This is a genomic window from Microcoleus sp. T3_B1 (assembly GCF_036700445.1).
In the GTDB taxonomy this organism is placed as follows: domain Bacteria; phylum Cyanobacteriota; class Cyanobacteriia; order Cyanobacteriales; family Microcoleaceae; genus Microcoleus.
Genome location: NZ_JAUBOX010000025.1, coordinates 1 through 18,558 on the forward strand (window position 1 = coordinate 1; position 18,558 = coordinate 18,558).

The 18,558-nt window shown below is 46.4% G+C and carries 16 protein-coding genes; 10 read left to right on the forward strand and 6 right to left on the reverse strand.

Annotation, left to right across the window (positions count from 1 at the left end; translation table 11 throughout):
- Positions 1-176: 176 nt before the first annotated feature.
- On the forward strand, positions 177-920 hold the full coding sequence (locus tag QT990_RS15405; RefSeq protein WP_333138686.1) for an SIMPL domain-containing protein: 744 nt from the start codon (positions 177-179) through the stop codon (positions 918-920).
- Between the two features lie 291 nt (positions 921-1,211).
- Here QT990_RS15405 and QT990_RS15410 read toward each other — a convergent pair whose 3' ends face one another.
- Positions 1,212-2,483, reverse strand: a complete 1,272-nt coding sequence (locus QT990_RS15410) for a hypothetical protein (RefSeq protein WP_333138684.1) — start codon at positions 2,481-2,483, stop codon at positions 1,212-1,214.
- An 850-nt stretch (positions 2,484-3,333) separates the two neighbouring features.
- On the opposite strand from QT990_RS15410, the gene QT990_RS15415 reads away from it, so the two are divergent.
- From QT990_RS15415 to proB, 7 genes are all read left to right on the forward strand, one after another.
- Entirely contained in the window at positions 3,334-4,515 is a 1,182-nt protein-coding gene (locus QT990_RS15415; RefSeq protein ID WP_333138682.1) for a F420-0:Gamma-glutamyl ligase, read from the forward strand.
- 191 nt (positions 4,516-4,706) lie between these two features.
- Complete coding sequence (locus QT990_RS15420) at positions 4,707-6,038, forward strand: GNAT family N-acetyltransferase (RefSeq protein ID WP_333138680.1); 1,332 nt, start codon at positions 4,707-4,709, stop codon at positions 6,036-6,038.
- Between the two features lie 560 nt (positions 6,039-6,598).
- A complete protein-coding gene (gene ruvX / locus QT990_RS15425; protein WP_333138679.1) occupies positions 6,599-7,060 on the forward strand; it encodes a Holliday junction resolvase RuvX in 462 nt (153 codons plus the stop codon).
- Positions 7,061-7,373: 313 nt separating this feature from the next.
- On the forward strand, positions 7,374-7,952 hold the full coding sequence (locus QT990_RS15430; protein ID WP_333051560.1) for a DUF3727 domain-containing protein: 579 nt from the start codon (positions 7,374-7,376) through the stop codon (positions 7,950-7,952).
- Positions 7,953-8,199: 247 nt separating this feature from the next.
- Positions 8,200-9,324, forward strand: coding sequence for an endolytic transglycosylase MltG (gene mltG / locus QT990_RS15435; RefSeq protein WP_333138676.1), 1,125 nt, complete (start codon positions 8,200-8,202; stop codon positions 9,322-9,324).
- Positions 9,325-9,473: 149 nt separating this feature from the next.
- The gene (locus tag QT990_RS15440) at positions 9,474-9,995 is read left to right on the forward strand and encodes a YqeG family HAD IIIA-type phosphatase (protein ID WP_333138675.1); all 522 of its coding nucleotides are present in this window, start codon (positions 9,474-9,476) and stop codon (positions 9,993-9,995) included.
- A gap of 29 nt (positions 9,996-10,024) precedes the next feature.
- Complete coding sequence (proB, locus tag QT990_RS15445; protein ID WP_333300816.1) at positions 10,025-11,320, forward strand: glutamate 5-kinase; 1,296 nt, start codon at positions 10,025-10,027, stop codon at positions 11,318-11,320.
- A gap of 1 nt (position 11,321) precedes the next feature.
- Here proB and QT990_RS15450 read toward each other — a convergent pair whose 3' ends face one another.
- A complete protein-coding gene (locus QT990_RS15450) occupies positions 11,322-12,080 on the reverse strand; it encodes a hypothetical protein (RefSeq protein ID WP_333138670.1) in 759 nt (252 codons plus the stop codon).
- Positions 12,081-12,870: 790 nt separating this feature from the next.
- On the opposite strand from QT990_RS15450, the gene ndk reads away from it, so the two are divergent.
- Complete coding sequence (ndk, locus tag QT990_RS15455; RefSeq protein WP_333105548.1) at positions 12,871-13,320, forward strand: nucleoside-diphosphate kinase; 450 nt, start codon at positions 12,871-12,873, stop codon at positions 13,318-13,320.
- A 477-nt stretch (positions 13,321-13,797) separates the two neighbouring features.
- On the opposite strand, the gene QT990_RS15460 is transcribed toward ndk, so the two are convergent.
- On the reverse strand, positions 13,798-14,544 hold the full coding sequence (locus QT990_RS15460; protein WP_333138668.1) for a creatininase family protein: 747 nt from the start codon (positions 14,542-14,544) through the stop codon (positions 13,798-13,800).
- 533 nt (positions 14,545-15,077) lie between these two features.
- Here QT990_RS15460 and QT990_RS15465 point away from each other — a divergent pair.
- Positions 15,078-15,818, forward strand: coding sequence for a response regulator transcription factor (locus QT990_RS15465; RefSeq protein WP_333138666.1), 741 nt, complete (start codon positions 15,078-15,080; stop codon positions 15,816-15,818).
- Between the two features lie 126 nt (positions 15,819-15,944).
- On the opposite strand, the gene QT990_RS15470 is transcribed toward QT990_RS15465, so the two are convergent.
- The 3 genes from QT990_RS15470 to QT990_RS15480 all read right to left on the reverse strand — a co-directional run bounded on the left by QT990_RS15470 (position 15,945) and on the right by QT990_RS15480 (position 18,482).
- Positions 15,945-16,076, reverse strand: coding sequence for a hypothetical protein (locus tag QT990_RS15470; RefSeq protein ID WP_333138663.1), 132 nt, complete (start codon positions 16,074-16,076; stop codon positions 15,945-15,947).
- A gap of 191 nt (positions 16,077-16,267) precedes the next feature.
- On the reverse strand, positions 16,268-17,023 hold the full coding sequence (locus QT990_RS15475) for a 4'-phosphopantetheinyl transferase superfamily protein (protein WP_333138661.1): 756 nt from the start codon (positions 17,021-17,023) through the stop codon (positions 16,268-16,270).
- A gap of 145 nt (positions 17,024-17,168) precedes the next feature.
- Positions 17,169-18,482 carry a dihydroorotase gene (locus QT990_RS15480; protein WP_333138657.1) on the reverse strand — a complete coding sequence of 438 codons (1,314 nt, stop codon included), beginning with the start codon at positions 18,480-18,482 and terminating at the stop codon, positions 17,169-17,171.
- Positions 18,483-18,558: the final 76 nt, after the last annotated feature.

An 18,558-nucleotide genomic window follows, 5' to 3' on the forward strand; every position in this document is an offset into this window, starting at 1 on the left:
GACTAATGACTAATGACTAATGACTAATGACTAATGACTAATGACTAATGACTAATGACTAATGACTAATGACTAATACTTTTTTTAGTTGCTAAAAATGTAACAACCCGGATATTTAGCAATTTCAGTGGGAAGGTAAAGTATAGCATCTGTTGTATGTGAGGAGAATCAAGTTTATGAGTTCAAATTTGCAACGTGGCGATCGCATTAATTTCCGTAGTCTGCTAACAGCCTTGTGTTTAACCTTAACTCTCGTCAGTTTCGTGAGATTAGATCCGGCGGCTGCTCAAGAACAGCGGATCAGAACGTTGACTGTTACTGGGCGGGGTGTGGAAGCGATTCCTACAACTCAAACACAAGTACGGCTGGGGGTTGAGGTGCAGGGGAAAACGGCGGCCCAGGTGCAGCAGGAAGCGGCGAGACGATCGTCCGCTGTGGTAGAGTTGCTGCGATCGCGCCAAGTCGAAAAACTAGAAACTGCAGGCATCACCCTCAGTCCGACTTACAGCTACGAAAACAACCAACAGCGCTTGACGGGCTATACGGCGACGAATACCGTCAGTTTTCGGATTAATACTGCATCTGCTGGCACTTTGCTCGACGATGCGGTGAATGCCGGAGCCACACGCATCGACGGTGTGAGTTTTGCCGCCGCCGAAAGTGCGATCGAATCTGCTCGAAAACAAGCAATCAAAAAAGCAACTCAAGATGCTCAAGCGCAAGCGGATGCAGTCTTTAGCGCCCTCAACCTGAAGCGGGGAGAGATTCTGGGCATTCAAGTCAACGGTGCTAGCGCGCCGCCTCCTATGTACCGGCAGTTTGCTGCTTCTCGCCCTGCTGGTGCTGATATTATTACAACACCTGTGGTGGGAGGCGAACAGCAAGTAGAAGCTTCTGTGACTTTACAATTTGGATATTAAATAGTTAGGGGTTGAACTGGCCACCTCAGCTTGACCCTAACTATTTCTCGATTTATCAAGCAGCTTTTTCTACAAAAAACTTTAGCCGTTTTAACCACTTCTGCCAGTAGTCTAGAAACGGAATCTCTCCTTCTTCAGGGGGATAGTTCCTCAATAAATAGACTCTCTGTTAAAGCCTAGGCGATCGCATTTCTCATACACAGAAAAGAGTGGAATCTTTTCTCAGATCCACTCTCTGTTAAACTCTCTTAGTGCTAGCTTTAACAAGCTGGAGTTAAGTCCTTACTTTACCTACTCCTTAATGATTCTCTTGTCATGAATGACCACTTTGTCCTTGAGTTCAGGATTGCCGGAGATGTGAATATCGCTATCCTTATTTTCCTCTGCGTCGGATTCGGCTAGATATTGGGCAGATGACTTAAAATCCTGCGCTGCAGGTTTAGCAGATGGGGTTGCATTTTGGGCCGAGGACCTAAAATCAGGCACTGGAGGTTTAGCAGATTCGGCTGCATTTTGGGCCGATGATTTAAAATCATGCGCTGCACCTTGAGGAGATGGGGTTGCATATGGGGCAGATGACTTAACATCCTGCTTAACATCCTGCGCTGCACCTTTAGCAGATTCGACTGCATTTTGGGCAGATGACTTAACATCCTGCTTAACATCCTGCGCTGCACCTTTAGCAGATTCGGCTGCATTTTGGGCAGATGACTTAACATCCTGCGCTGCACCTTTAGCAGATTCGGCAGCGCTTTGAGCAGATGACTTGATTGATTCAGCTACACTCTTGCCTGATGACTGAAGCGATTCGGCTGCGCTTTTTATAGAGGGCTCAACTGCTTTCGCTGTATCTTTTACAGTCGATCTCAGATCCTTAGTTGCGCCCTCAATTTCCTGAGCTACAGCTTTGGCAGAAGGTTTAATTTCATCGGCAGTGCTCTTAATAGAGTCCGCTGCACTTTGTACAGAAGGCTTGATACCTTCGACTGTCTGCTTGACTGAATCTTTTACTTCTCTAATCGTAGGTTTGACTTCCTCGGATGCACTCTTGACTGCATCTACTACAGAAGGCTTGGCTTCCCTAACTGTCTCATTGACAGATTCGGCTATACCTTTAATCGAAGGCTTAGTTTCCTCAACAGTCTCCTTGACTGCTTCTGCTGTAGCTTTGATAGATGGTCTAACTTCCTCAGCAGTTTCCTTTACTACTGTCCCTAGCTCTTCTACAGTGTGTGTAATACCGTCTGCTACAGCGTGTGCTGCATCCCCTAAATTATCTACAGCACGGTTAACCGTATCAGCAGTACCTTTACCAATCATAGCGCCAGCAACTGAGCCTGCTACAGCACCAATAATGCCTCCAGAGCGAGCACCGAGTATACCACCGACTGCTGCTCCAGCTATCCTCGCACCAAGGCCTGAGCCTGATGATTGATCTTCCGTTGATTCTGCATTTTCGTTAGTCTGAGCCTGAAGCTGCTGGTTCTCGCTATTGTCAACATTCTTTTCCTGGGAGTCACGATTGGCTTCAGGCTGGTTAAAAGGCGGCTTGTTATCAGTCATGGATATGCTTGGGTATTACTACTACATTCACTAGACTAACTATTTACTTCTAATAAAATCTACTGCCTAAGAACTAGATTTGGACTGTTACTTAAGAAGTAGATTTTTAAAGGTACTGACCGCTAGCGCGGTAGCGGCTCGCAGGGTAAGCTCATCTAATTTGGTATAAATCGTACTTGACAAAAAGGGCAAGATATAAAGGAATATCCTGTCAATAGCGGTTCTTTTGAACCCATTTGAGATATTTTGACGATGGACAGACAACGAGCGATGGATAGACAACGGACGATGGACAGACAACGGGCGAAAATAACTCATGTATACAGAGTTGTTAAGAGATTAACTATTTATATCTAAAACTAAGCAATGTTTATTAAATATTAATGATAATTACAGGTGTAAATGCTTATTAACTATTGGAGCAAAAAGTTGATTTTCACTTATAGGTTAATATTTAAAAAGGATAAATAACATATTTATTTTTGCCAATAATATCATCATAAATGATTGAATTAACTGATTTGTTTTGTAGACCTTGTTGAGTGAGGGTAGGAAAGGCTAAATATGCAAGTCAGAGAAACCAGTATCCACAAAGCTTCGTAATTTTCAACTTATTTTTTTCATACCCTGATTAAGCAACGCCAGATTTTGGAGTGATCTAACTCACGATCGAGCTCTTTGAACAGCAACTTGACCGCTTTAGCTGCCAAAGGATCTCGCACTTACGTGTAATTGGGCATAAGTTCGATCGCCCCCAACAACCCCCAAAACTTCAATTACTACCGGATCGTCGATCGAAGTGACAGAGATCGACTAAAGTAAACAGAAATTATTATGGGCGGTAATTAGAGTGATTGAGACTTTAGCAACAGGAATCGCAGCAGCCGGTTCGCTGCTAGCATTGGGCGGATTGGGCCTAGAGTTGAACTATCGCCGGACTGGGAGTGCAAATAAACTAGAACTAACAGCCGGAGAATGGCACTTAGCCATCTCGGAACCCAACCGTTATCTTTTAGTCGGGGAAATGGAGTTCCGCAACCTGACACAGCGGTTTGAGATTATGTTGCCGGAAGTGCGGGCACAGGTAAAACTGCTGTCAGACGGAAGTTTGGATGGCGTTACCTCCGAGACAAAGGTGATTCCTTGCCACAAAGACGCAGCAGCCAGAGCAGACGATTACTGGTTCGGCTATATTGTTAAAGCCCAAAAAAACACAAAAATTAAAGTTTCTGTAGACATTCAAGGGCAAGATTTAACCAAATTGCAGTCAGCTTGGGTGCAAATACATTACGTCACCTACGGCCCGGGCGGCCGCATCCCGAAAGTCCGTAACGTAGTAGTCCCGCTGCAATTTCCCAACTCGGAAACCGTACCCATCGCCAGAAATGTCGGAGTTGCAGAAGTCTTGCCGATTCGCACTCACATACTGGCGGAATTGGACAATCCCGTCGAAATTGTCAAGCGGTACGTGCTGCCGCGCGCCCAGAAAGGCGATATAGTCGCCCTGGCAGAAACTCCCCTAGCTTTGATGCAGGGACGCTATCGCCATCCCAGCGAAGTCACACCCGGATGGGCGGCAAAGCGAGTGTGCTTGTTTTTCTTGCCGATGTCGAGTTTGGCCACTGCTTGCGGAATGCAGACGTTGGTGGATGTAGTTGGGCCTTGGCGGGTAGTCGCGGCATTTGCGATCGGCGCTGTGGCTAAAATATTCGGTAAACCGGGAGTCTTTTACCAACTTGCAGGGGAACAAGCCAGACTGATTGACGACGTTACCGGGACTTTGCCTCCCTTCGACCAATTTATTGTCCTAGGCCCGGACAATCCCCAGCAAGTTGTAGAAGAAATTCAACGAGAAACCGGACTTGCGGCGGCGATCGTAGACGCTAATGACTTGAAAGCAGTTAAGATATTAGCAGCGACCTCCGATTTATCGGTAACATTCTTAGAGCAAGCCTTGCGAAGCAACCCCGCCGGGAATGCTGACGAGCGAACACCGGTCGTTTTAATTCGACCTCTGCCACAAAAATCTTGAGTTGAAAACAGAAAATTAAAAATTCAAAAAGATGATTTGAAATTTTTAATTTTCGATCGCGCAAGAAAGGGAGAAGAATCAAAAGTTATAAGTTTTGAACTCAAAATTTACCCATTCAAAACTCAAAACTTCCCTAACTCTTCCCCTTTCTGAATTTTTATTTTTAAATTTCCATTCTCCACTTTTATGCTATGACTTCATTTCCCTCCCAAAACCAAAACCAGGTTGTGATTCGCCCGTTTCAGTATCGCGACATCGAGGTGATGGAACAACTGTGCGCGGAAACAGCCGAAGAGCCAGAAAACCGCAAGGGCGCAAGCTGCGACGTGGTACTAGGTAGAAAGTTGCAGCAGATTCGTCGCTGGTACGGACTACTAAAGATTTTTAGCTTGTTTCCCAACCCTTGTCAGTCCCTGTTCCGGGCCCACGTTGCCGAAGAAGAGGGGAGCGTTAAGGGGATAATTCAGATTTCTCCTTTCAACCGCACCCGCAGCACTTGGCGGATCGATCGCATAGGAGTAGACCCGGAAGCCCGCAGCAAAGGAATTGGTTCCATGCTGCTGCGGTACTGCTTTGAGGCAGTCTGGGAGGCGCGGACGTGGCTGCTGGAAGTGAATGTCGGCGACAAAACTTCCTTGGCTTTGTATCGGCAAAACGGGTTTCAGCCTTTGGCCCAGATGACTTACTGGACGATCGCCCCAGAACGCCTGCAAGAAATGGCTTCCTCGACGCCAGATTTGCCCAACCTGCTGCCGGTGAGCAACGCAGACGCTCAGTTGCTATACCAACTGGATACCGCGTCTATGCCGCCGCTGGTGCGCCAAGTATTCGATCGCCACATTCAAGATTTCAAAACCAGTTTTTTCGGCGCTTTAGTCGAAGGTGTCAGACAGTGGCTGGGCAAAACCGAGGTAGTCAGCGGCTACGTGTTTGAACCGCAGCGCAAAGCCGCGATCGGCTATTTTCAGGTGCAGCTATCCCGCAACGGCCAGCAACCGCACGTCGCCCAGTTGACTGTACACCCGGCCTACACTTGGCTTTACCCAGAACTGCTGTCCCAGATGGCGCGGCTGGTTCAAGATTTCCCGGTTCAAAGCCTGCAACTGGCTTCCGCTGACTATCAGCCGGAACGGGAAGCTTATTTAGAGCAATTTGGAGCAGTGCGCCTGGAACACAGTTTGCTGATGTCTCGATCGGTGTGGCACAAATTGCGCGAGTCCAAGTTAGTCTCTCTCGAAGGACTCCAGCTATCAGAAATGCTGCAAAGCTTCCAGCCAACTCGCAAACCCGTACCGGGCCGGATGTCCTGGCTCGGCCCAATGGCTGGGGAAGCAGCAGCAGGGCCCGCATCCTCCGAGATCAAACCGCTCTTGACTGATTCAGGAAACAGCCAAACCAATCAAGTTAACCCCTTGAACTTCCAAAATTCCGAATCATCGGCAACAGATAGCAGCAGCATTTTGCCTCTAAAATTGCCCGAATTGCCTCTAGACGGCGGCGGGCCGGGAGAAGTTAATTCTTAGTGAAAGCAGAAGGTAGAAGGTAGAAGGCAGAAAAAAAGAAAATGAATCATCCAAGAAATTCATTTTTTTCTATCATCATCCCAAAATCTCCCTTCTGCTTTTGATTGATACAGCATATTCCATGTATAAGCTGTGGAGCATTTAAACCAGTAACGAGGCTAGTAGGGTGCGTCATTCGCGAACCCTTACGCTGAAACGGAAAACCTTAGATGCTGACGCACCTTACGCAAGTCCTTTAAATGCCGAACAGCTTATGCGGTACACACAATCTTGTCGTAAGTAAGGTGCGTCGCCACCAGTCAATCTGCAAGTTTCATTAAACATGAGCAGCGACGCACCCTACATAACAATGTACCAACAATTAAGGCGGATACTGTACTTCATGAACCACCGAATATGCTGTATCAACTTAAGATTACCTATTTTGTTCTTACTTTCTTCTGTTATTCCTTCGCGTCCTTAGCGTCTTCGCGGTTCGTTAAATAAGATTATTTCCGCAAAAAAAAGTAAATCTAAAATCTAAAATCTAAAATCTAAAATCTAAAATTGATTGATTGATAATGTCCAACGATAAATTATGGATTTCAGCACTGGGATTAGATATCGGCCTCAAACGAGTCGGCATCGCCGGGTGTGACGGCACCGGTTTAATAGCTACGGGCATTACAACACTGGTACGATCGTCCTTCGATCGAGACGTAGCTTATCTCCGAGAGATCGTGCGAGAGCGGAGAGTGCAAATTTTGGTTGCAGGCTTGCCCTACTCCCTGAGCGGAGAATTGGGTGCTCAAGCCCGACAGGTGCAGAAATATGCGAATCGCATCGCCTCCGCCTTAGAGCTCCCCCTAGAATACGTGGACGAGCGCCTGACTTCGGTTGAGGCAGAGGAATTGATGAAAGCTTCAGGGATTTCGCCGTCGCAAAATAATAAGGGTGCGATCGATCGCAAAGCAGCAGCCCTGATTTTGCAGCAGTGGCTAGACGAGCGGAGGCAAAATATCTCCGCCCTTCCCAATCCTTGATAGCTGGTAACAAAGGCGTGATATCCTGGTTGTGCAAGTTTGCTACGCACACCTGTAACCCTTGACAAACTGGAGAAAATTCTGCTGTACCCTCGGTACTGAAGAAGCACAAAATCGTGATTTGTCCTCAGTGTCGCTTGCTGACTCGACTGAGATTTAAACGCTGCACTCCTCGCCTGTGGAAAAGGCCGCGAGTCTCGCGGTTTAAGCTTGTGGACTGGCGATCGCCCACTTAGCCAGAATATCGCCACGAAAATTCCCAATTGTCAAGCCAATGTTACTGAATTATTGACGGAAAACTAAGATACACGCGATGTCCTCATCCCCATACCGCAAAAAAGAGAATGGCAATTCCAACGAAGAGTCCGTCACCTTGACGGATGAAGTTGGGCGATCGCTAACTTGCAACATAGAATATTCTATGAACCTAGAAGGTCAAGAATATGCTTTGCTGCTTCCAATTGACTCACCCGTAGAAATTTTTACTTGGCAGGGAGACGAGACGGACGAAGCAGCAATTCCTGTAGAAGACGAGACCGAAATTGACAAAATTTTTGAGACTGCTAAAGTTGTCCTGCAAGAGCAGAACTTGACGCTCCGACGCACAGCGGTGACGCTGACTGTGGTTGGCGAATTGCCGGAATTTCCCGAAGAGGATATGGCATCTGATGTCGATCCCGATGAGGAGTCGGAGTTCGAGGAACTGATGTGGCTGACCAGTTTCTACCACGAAGAACAGGAATATGCGATTTATACGCCTCTAGACCCGTTCTTTATCTTGGCTAGAATGGATGACGACGGTAAGCCAGAATTGCTTTCGGAAGAAGAGTTCCAAAGGCTGGAACCGATGTTACCTATGCTGGAAGACCAGTTCTTTGATGAGCTTGATTAGATATTAATTGCAGGCACAAGCCCTGATGGCAAAAAGCAGAAATTTTTACTATTTTATAAAAAAGTAAACTGCTCGCCCGATCGAACTTTTTCGAGGTGGCCGCTTCTGCCTTCGCGATCGGGCTTTTGAATTGGGCCGCGTGAATTGGGTCTTTTAAAGGGCTTGTATTCGTAACTTTTCGGTCATCAATCGCAGGTCATCAGTCATTAGTCGCTAGTTACCCGCCGCTTATCCAGGACAACGGACTATGAATAAAGAACAAATGACAAAAGGCAGCGCGCGCGAGAGCCGAAAAGGTACTCCGCAAGTCTCTAAATGGTTGTTTTATCTGGCGTTGCTGCCGGTAATCTGGGGGGTTTGCGCTTGGCAAGGCTGGGCTTGGTGGAGCTGGGCTTCAGCGGCGCCTAAAATAACATCCTCATCGGGCAATCCGGCAGAGGATGCTGCTGTTTCGATCCAAATCCCGGAGGGTACTCCAAGTCAAAAAATCGGCCGGGATTTAGAGGCCGCAGGGTTGATTCGATCGAGCTCGGCATGGAATATGTGGGCCCGCTGGCTGACTCTGCAAAACCGCGAGGGAGGTTTTCAAGCGGGAACTTACCAACTGTCGCCGACTCAGCCTCTGAGTGCAGTTGCTGACAAAATTTGGAAGGGCGAAGTCGTACAGCAGAGTTTCACGATTCCAGAAGGATGGTCGCTGCAACAAATGAGCGCTTATTTTGAAGCGCAAGGTTTTTTCCCGGCTAAGGAGTTTATGGCGGCCGCGAGTCAAATTCCTTACGCTCAATACCCTTGGCTGCCGAGCGGATTGCCTCATTTGGAAGGTTTTTTGTACCCGGATACTTATCAGCTAGACGGCGATAGAATTACTCCTCAAGCTGCGATAGCACAAATGCTCACCCGTTTCGAGCAGACAGCTTTGCCGGTATATCAAAAAAATCAGAATAATACAAAGCTCTCTCTCAAAGAATGGGTAACTTTGGCCAGTATTGTAGAAAAAGAAGCTGTGGTTGCTTCCGAGCGGAACCGCATTTCTGGAGTGTTCAACAACCGTCTGAAAAAGGGAATGGCGTTGGGTTCTGACCCGACAGTTGAATACGCTCTCGGTATCAGGCAAACTAAGGAAAAGCCTCTGACTTTTAAGCAAGTAGAAACGCCTTCTCCTTACAATACTTATATAAATCCAGGACTACCCCCAACTCCGATCGCATCTCCGGGAATCGCCAGTCTGGAAGCGACTCTGACTCCGGAAAATACAGAATATCTGTATTTCATGGCGCGGTACGACGGCACTCACATTTTCAGTCGCACTCTGGCCGAACATAATGCTGCTGTGGCTCAAGTTGACCAAAAAGTGCGATCGGGTCAATAGATGGGCAATGACTAATAAAAAAGTAAAAAGTCAAAAGTAACAAAGGAAAAGCAATAATTATTCACTTTTGATTTTTTACTTTTTCAATCTTTAACTCCCAATTTCTTATTTCTCAATCTAAAATCTAAAATCTAAAATCTAAAATCATTATGACTTGGGGTAAATTACTACAGCCTGACTTAGTTCTAGGCGATTCAGTCATGAAGTTAACGGCTGATATTCTGGAGAAACATCAGATTAAAGGATTAGTGTTGGATGTGGACGAAACTCTCGTTCCCATTACGGCAATGAATGCTTCTCCTGAACTCAGCTTGTGGGTACAAGAAATTAGACCCGTGGTATCGCTATGGTTGGCAAGCAACAATTTAAGTGAAAATCGGATCGGTCGAATTGCTGATTCTTTGAATCTACCATACATCACGGGTGCGGCTAAGCCGTCCCGCCGCAAGTTGCGAAAAGCTGTGACGGCGATGAATTTGCCGGTGGAACAGGTGGCGATGGTGGGCGATCGACTTTTTACTGATGTTTTAGCAGGCAATCGTTTGGGTATGTTCACTATTTTAGTGGAACCAATGGTTGATGCTGGGTATGCGCTTCGTAAGTATCCGGTGCGCTCTTTTGAAGTTTGGGTTTCTCAAGCTTTGGGGGCTTCTCTGAAAATTAAAGATTAAAATTGGGCATCGGGAATTGGGCATGGGGCATGGGGCATGGGGAATTAGTAATTAGGAATTGGGAATTGGTAACTAATGGCAACAGACAACAGTCAACAGTCAACAGTCAACAGTCAACAGTCAACAGACAACAGTCAACAGTCAACAGTCAACAGTCAACAGTCAACAGTCAACAGTCAACAGTCAACAGTCAACAGTCAACAGTCAACAGACAACAGACTAAAACTATTGTTGTTAAAATTGGAACTTCGACTCTGACTCGATCGACTACAGGAAACTTAGCTCTTTCAACTATTGCTGCATTGGTCGAAATTTTAGCTGATTTGCGGCAGCAAGGCCATCGAGTAGTTTTGGTTTCTTCGGGTGCAGTTGGGGTTGGCTGCGCGCGCTTGGGTTTGACGGAACGCCCGCGAAACATTGCTATGAAACAGGCTGTGGCGGCTGTGGGCCAAGGGCGACTGATGCGGGTGTACGATGACTTGTTTACTACTCTACAACAGCCGATCGCTCAAGTATTGCTCACCAGGGGTGATTTAGTGCAGCGTAATGGTTATGTTAACGCTTGCAATACTTTTCAGCAACTGCTCAGGTTGGGCGTGATTCCGATCGTCAATGAAAATGATACTGTGGCGGTAGACGAGCTTAAATTTGGTGATAACGACACGCTTTCGGCGCTAGTAGCGAGTTTGGTAGAAGCAGATTGGTTGTTTGTGCTCACAGATGTCGATCGGCTGTATTCCGCTGATCCGCGCAGCAATCCCGACGCGCAGCCGATCGTCCTAGTCCAAAGTATGGCACAGCTAACAGAATTTCAGGTGCAAACAGGAGATTCCCGCAGTGGTTGGGGAACCGGCGGTATGGTGACAAAAATTGAAGCGGCGAGAATAGCAACTGCATCGGGAGTGCGGACTGTCATCACTGACGGCTGCTTTCCTGGTAATATCGAGAAAATACTCAACGGAGAGTCGATCGGTACTCAATTTGAGCCTCAACCGCGCCCTGTAAACGCTCGCAAACACTGGATAGCTAACGTGCTAATTCCGGCAGGAAAACTATATTTAGATGCGGGTGCTGTCAAGGCAATTTCCCACGGCGGAAAATCGCTTTTAGCTGCGGGTATTGCTCAAGTAGAAGGAGAATTTCAAGCTGATGATTCCGTGCAGTTGTGCGATGCTGCCGGCAAGCAAATTGCTAGAGGGCTTGTGAATTATAGCAGTTTAGAATTGAGACAAATCCAGGGCTGCAAGTCAGAGAAAATTGCTGAGATTTTAGGCTATGCCGGCGTAGAAACGGCGGTACACCGAGATAATTTAGTGATTGTTTAAACTAACAAATATCGAGACAGTCGATCGGGCAATGAGCGAAGGTAGAAATTGAGGATATTTGCAGCACAGTCTTGCAAGAATTTGTTTGGCTGTGTTGGAATAGCTCGTTCATCGCTTCTGTAAACAGTTCAAATACATTTTGTGCTAATTCTAAAGCTGCTTGGCATTCCGCATTAGTAAGTTTGATCTCTGCTAAAACTTCCAACATCTCTGGCGTGTTTAAAAGGTGATAATTTTCTAAACCCCCATAACCTCCTCCAAAATCAACATATTCTTTTTGGGTAACTTGCTGTAATTCCATTACCACTGCAAGCGCCGCCTCAAAAAAAACTTTTGCCGTTCCTTCGAGGACTTCCACTAACACCAGTTTCTCAATGGGAGAGGCTTTCCAAGCGTAGCGTTCAAGCACTGAACAGAGCGATCGAGTTTTTTTAGTTTCTTCACCCCAAAGCAGTCTGAAGTCGCCGTAACTCATTAATTGGTTTAAGCCTAGTTCCTCTAGGTATTCTAGATAGTCGTGCCAGTAATAGTTTTTTTTATATGTATATTTATTAATTAGTTCCTGAACTTTGCTATTACTAGAAGATTCTCGCAATACATATTTATTTAAATCGCTCAATCCCACAGCCAAAGGAGCGAGTACAGGTGCAAAAATTAGTCGTTGATTCGCGTGGATGTGTTTATTGGCTAGAAAGTCAAATAAGGGCAATTTTGCAAACTCTTGCTTTTTGGGTTCAATGAATGCTACAATGGATTTCATACTTTTTTCGTCTGAATGGTGGCTGTCAAGATAATCTTCATACCTCTGTTAATTATCTATATTTTTGACACTAAATCATTGTGTTTATTATCATACATATTTGTATTTGAGATCATAGGTAAGAGTGTTTGCAGTCACAGCAAATTGTGACTGAAAGCATCCAGGATACAAGCCCCCGGATTCATCCGTGGAAAAATAAAAAACCTGTATCCGATGAAACTTGCCCCCCGAATTGATCCGTGGGGTCAATACTTCAATTCTAAAATCTAAAATCTAAAATCTAAAATCTAAAATCGATTGACTTGTATCATATTGTGCCCGAAGTTCGAGCATCTTGTTCCCTAGAGATAAAATGTTCTACATTTAAATTGCATATTTCGGGCGTTGCTTAAAGCCACCCCACAAGAGTTTGATTATTTATTGACCGATAATTTAAAGACTGATTAACTTAATATAGGCAAATGATAATTCTGCTCGAACTCCTAAAAAATGCTGTTTACAAAATAGGGATGCTCCCGGCAAATCAGTCCTAGACGCATAGGAGTCTCCCAACCAGGTTTCTTCGGAGATTCATCGCTGCTCAACAAAAATTTTTCTGAGAAACCCGGTTTCTTTAACCATTGGTTTTATTGGTTCTTCCCTCTTTTCTCTTCCCTCTTCTTATTCCTTCTTCCTTCTTCCGGCGGCCATCAGCCTCCAAATGACAATTTCCAATTCTCAGAATTGCCTTTAGGTGCGTTGTGAGTTACTCTATCTTTTGGATCAGTTAACACAATTATAGGAGTTAATCTTGGAACGGACTTTTTTAGCGATTAAGCCAGACGGCGTACAACGCGGACTCGTCGGCGAAATTATCGGTCGTTTTGAAGCCAAGGGCTTTAAGCTAGTTGGTATGAAGCTAATGACGGCGAGTCGCGAACTAGCGGAACAACATTATGATGTTCACAAAGAAAAACCCTTCTTTGCTGGATTGGTAAACTTTATCACTTCAGGCCCTGTAGTGGCGATGGTGTGGGAAGGCGACGGCGTTGTGGCGTCGGCGAGAAAAATCATTGGCGCAACAAATCCTCTGAATGCAGAACCTGCGACAATTCGGGGAGATTTTGCTGTCAATGTCGGCCGTAATCTGATTCACGGTTCTGATGCTGTCGAGACTGCCCGTGCGGAAATTAGCCTTTGGTTCAAGGAAGAAGAATTGAGTGCTTGGACACCTTCTTTAACTCCTTGGATTGTGGAATAGTTTTGATATTCTCCCGATTGATTAATCGGGAGATATAGCCTTTCTCAGATAGATGATATCGATTCCGGTTGCAGCGTCCGTAATTGTTGACTGTTGACTGTTGACTGTTGACTGTTGACTGTTGACTGTTGACTGTTGACAAGGGAAATATTTTACACCTAATTTCCACCTCCCAGATTCATGTGTGGAGTCAAATCTAAAATCTAAAATCTAAAATCTAAAATCTAAAATCTAAAATCGACTGACTGTTGACTGTTGACTGTTGACTTGCTGTCAAAAAAATGAAATTTGCGCCAATTATTTGTTGGCCGCTTGATTCGACTTTACGCCCGATGAATCGCCGATTTGAGATCATTCCGCCGCAGCCGGAATTGATATGAAATATCATGTGGCTGACTCACTCATCACCGTAAAATATAGAATAGTTTGAGATTTCTTCTAGTTACCAGGAGTTTCTTGATAACTAGAAAAAAAACGTTAATCGGAACTTAAAAACTCCAAATAATTATTAGTCAATTCTTTGACTGCTAATTCGTAAAACTGCTGACCTTGTTCGGGGGTTGCTAAGCCCGGATTTGAGCCCATTCTCCCGTCGGGAAATCGGCGGCGGAAGTCAGCAGCACCGAAAATTTTGTGCCCGGAAGCGACTTCTTCCGAAAGCGGAGCTTGCTTGATTGCTTCTGGATAAAGGTACTGGGTTAAGGCGATTTCGCTGGGGGTGGCGTGGGAACCTTCTTGGTTTCCGTACAATTCTTTTGCTAGTTTGTAGACTGAGCCGCACATGAACCAGTTGCCGATTTGACACTGGATTCGATCGGCATTCGGTAAATTTAAGTCAGACAAATGCGCGTAAGTCTCGGAAAATGCTGCTTTCATGGTGGCAATGTTGCCACCGTGACCGTTGATGAAGAAATATTTCTCAAATCCCGCTTTTGCCAAAGATGTGATGTAATCCCTGATTACCAGTATCAGCGTCTGCGGTCGGAGGCTGATTGTGCCGGGAAAGCTGGTGTGGTGCAAGGCCATCCCTACATTAATTGTCGGGCCGATTAAGGCATTGGCAGCTTCGCCGACACCGCGGGCGATCGCCCTGGCAGCAATGGCGTCAGTCCCGATCAAGCCGGTGGGCCCGTGCTGTTCGGTGGAGCCGATCGGGATAATTATGCCTCGGGAGCTTTCGAGATAAGCTTCTACCTCCGGCCAGGTACTCAAATGCAGCAACATGATAGGCAGTCTACATAATTTTTACTTGCTATCGTCGATCGTAGCCGGCACGGGAAGAAAAAGGAATTTGGAGCAACTTATTATTGTATTCTTAAAAAAAGCTCTACAGTGCGATCGCAACTTTACCGTTATATTACTTAACGTTAATAATTTAACCAATTGATTACCAAAATTTTACCTTTTAATAACCTTTTAAGAGTAGTATAACAAGCATATCCCTATAGATTGGGTGTTATGTGGTCAATTAACAGCGGGCAATGTTTTATGAAATTAACACCGACCCCGAAAAATGACCAGACTTCTGTGGCCTGGACACAGGCAGACAGCGCGGCTCCGGCAACTGCTCTACGGCTGTATTCCTTGCATGAGCAAGTAGCAAAGGTCGAGCGCGTGTCTGTGGGATGGACTGGCGAAGGATTCTAAGCGATCAAACAAATGGCGATCGTACAAACGATCGCAGCGCGAGAGTGCCTCAGCTACTGAAGAAGGTACCTCGCGCTAGCCACATACAAACATCACTCCCACTGATATTTATGTCTTCTGCTGAATTAAGCGAAAGTCCTTCAAGGTTGGCTGTTGGACAAGCCGGCCGTATCTTGTTATTGGAAGGTGAAGACCTGTTGCGGGAAATGCTAGCTTTAGCCCTTAAAGAACAGGGCTATGAGGTGGTGGTTACTAGCGACGGGCGCAATGCCCTGCCTTCTGTACAGGCTTCTTCGTCATACCACGGTGAATTTGCCTTCAACCTGTTAATTATGGATTCAATTAACGGTTTGGATCTGTGTCGAATGTTACGGCATCAAGGAAATCCCGTCCCTATTTTGATTATCGGTGCTAGAGGAAGTGCCAACAATTGCGCTTTTTACCTAGAAGCCGGATCGGATGATTATCTGACCAAGCCTTTTGGAATGCGGGAGTTTATCGCTCGCTGTCGGGCGCTGATGCGGCGCCAGCGCCTCAGTCGGTTACCGGAACCGAGGACGCTGCAATATAAGAGCATAACTCTGTATCCTGAAGAGTGCCGCGTGTTGGTTCGTGGTCTGGAAGTGAAATTTTCTCCTAAACAGTTTCGCTTACTAGAACTATTTATGAGTAATCCCCGGCGAGTTTGGTCTCGCGATCAGTTGCTGGAAAAAATTTGGGGTCAAGATTTTATCGGAGACAGCAAAACAGTTGACGTTCACATCCGCTGGCTGCGCGAAAAGTTGGAAATCGATCCGGGCCAACCGGAATATATCATTACGGTACGCGGGTTTGGCTATCGATTTGGTTAAATTATTAAATCAGTTGTAGAGTGGCAAATTGCAGTCGAATAGACAAATAAGGACACAACATTTTTGTGTCCTTATTTGTCTATGGAGGGTGTGCAATACAATAGCTTGGAGGTGCAACCAGTAGAGCTATTCCAGCGACTGTTGCCGTTCTCTTTTACCGTGGGCGATCGGTATAAACTCACCTCTTGCACCATTCTCAGGAACAGGCAAGATGCCTGTTCCACAAAGAGTGAATTTTCTTTCTTGTGGAACAGGCATCTTGCGTCAGCAACAGGCTTTTCGGCCTGTTCCACAAAGAGTGAATTCTCTTTCTTGTGGAACAGGCATCTTGCGCCAGCAACAGGCTTTTCGGCCTGTTCCACAAAGAGTGAATTTTCTTTCTTGTGGAACAGGCCGAAAAGCCTGTTCATAAAAAGCTTATTGAGAATGGTGCAACATCTCAGTATAAATCAAAACTCCCCCGTCCACTCCCAACAATGAAGTTTCCAGCAATCTCCTGCAACCGCAACAGCCGCCACCATATCTGAACCGGGAAATAATTCAATTAAAGACCATCTCGATGCTTCTTCGGGGTTGTCTTCAACATTTAACAGCGCTGCAGGTTCTCCTGGTGCGAGGCTGACATCAAACTGATTCAGGGGAATAGAAAGTCCTTTACCAACTGCTTTGATATAGGCTTCTTTGCGAGTCCAGCAGGTGAAAAAGGCTGTGGGTTGGAGATGTTCTGGCAGCGAAAGTAACACAGAAGTTTCTAAGGGTGAAAAAAACTTTTCAGCAATCTCCAGACAAGAAAACTTTGGATTTATGCCTTCAATATCGACACCAATATCTCGATTTTTGGTAATCGCAATTAGAGCCATGTTCCCTGAGTGAGACAAATTGAAACGCAGGGTATTTCCACCTTGGGCGACGATGAGAGAAGGTTTGCCGTAGGGATTGTAGTCAAAGCGCAAAATGTGAGAATTTATGTTAAGATAGCTACTCAGAATCGCTCTCAGCGCCCCACGACTCACAATAAATTGCGATCGATCTTTGGGAAAGTGAAAACCCTCGGCTTTTGTCCGCTCGTCGGTAGAGAGAGTCTCTTGTAAACTCTGCAAGCAAGATTCTGTTTGAGCCAGAGACACGCGCCAAACATGAATTTCGCCCAGATCCAATGTCATGTTTTGCGGTGGGGACTTCCACGAATCAAAAGCAGCAATCATGTATTTATCTTCTTTTCTGAGTCACCTCATCCAGCATTCCCAGAAACAGGCAAGATGCCTGTTCTACTTTGAGAAACAGGCAAGATGCCTGTTCTACTTTGAGAAAGATGCCTGTTCTACAACAGATGAATTTCAATTGCAAGGGTCAATTAATCCAGGTTTGTACAACTTTTCCTGCTAATTGCTGTCCCAACCAAGGCGTATTTGCCGATCGCGACTTCAGACTTGACCCGTCAACAGTCCAACTCATTGCCGGGTCGAACAAAATCAACTCAGCAGAGACTCCCGGTGCAACCGTGAGGGGGATTTGTCCGAGACAAACGGCAGGGCCTGCGCTCAAAACTCGCCACAGTTCTAAAGCCGAAAATTCGCCAGTTTCTACCAGTCCGTGCCATAGCAAAGGCAAAGCTAATTCCAAGCCGATCGCCCCCGGCGGACTATCAGCAAAAGCCACAGTTTTCTCCTCATAAGTATGCGGGTTGTGGTCGATCGCGATCGCATCAATTACCCCATCTTTCACAGCTTGAATCAGCGCTAATTGGTCGCTGAGATTGCCCAACGGCGGTTCTAGGTGTAAATTCGGATCGTAGCCCAACGAAGCAGTCAGAGCATTTTTCCCGCCGGAATCTTGAGAGTTTCCTGAAATTGCCCCGACATTCAACAGCAAGTGCATCCAAGTCACACTCGCAGTCACCGGCAAACCCCGCGCCTTCGCATCTCTAATCAATTCCACGCTGCGCGCCGTAGAAACGCGCATAATGTGTACCGGAGTTCCCGCAGAGGCCACCAACTCCAGGATTGCCGCCAAAGCCGAAGTTTCCGCACTCGCCGGAATTCCCGGTAAACCCAACCGCACCGACACCGCACCCTCCCGCGCCGCGCCATTTCCTGCTAAAGTTCGATCGCACGGCCACAAAGCCACAGACTTGCCCAAAGGCTGGATATACTCCAGCAAACGCCTCACCAGAGCCGGATTAGACAGCGGCAAACCGTCCGCAAAACCCACCACTGCACAGGAGGCCAGCTCGCCCAACTCTGCCATCTGCTGACCTTTAACGCCCGCTGTCAGCGCTCCCCAAAAATACAAGCGGGGCAGCCCAGGCGACAAATTGCGGATATATTGCTGCAACAAAGCTAAACCGGCCAAATTGTCAACAGGTGGCGAGGTATCCGGCAAAATCGCCACTCGCGTAAAACCGCCAGCCGCGGCAGCCTGCATCAAGGATTCCAGGGTTTCTCGATCCTCAAAACCCGGTTCTCCGCTGTGGCTGTAGATATCTGTTAATCCCGGCCCCAAAATCAGTCCCTGGCAATCCCGCACTTGGGTGTCAGCGGGAAACTCAGCAATTTTTTCTGCAATGGCTTCGATCTGGCCTTCGGTAATTAGAATATCAGCGATGCGATCGCTCCCTGAAACTGGATCTAGCACTCGTACATTTTGTAGCAGTTCGCGGCTCATATAACAGAAGGAAGTTCGGCAACGGATTATGTAACGGATGTAACGGATGTAACGGATGTAAAGGATAGAAAGAAGA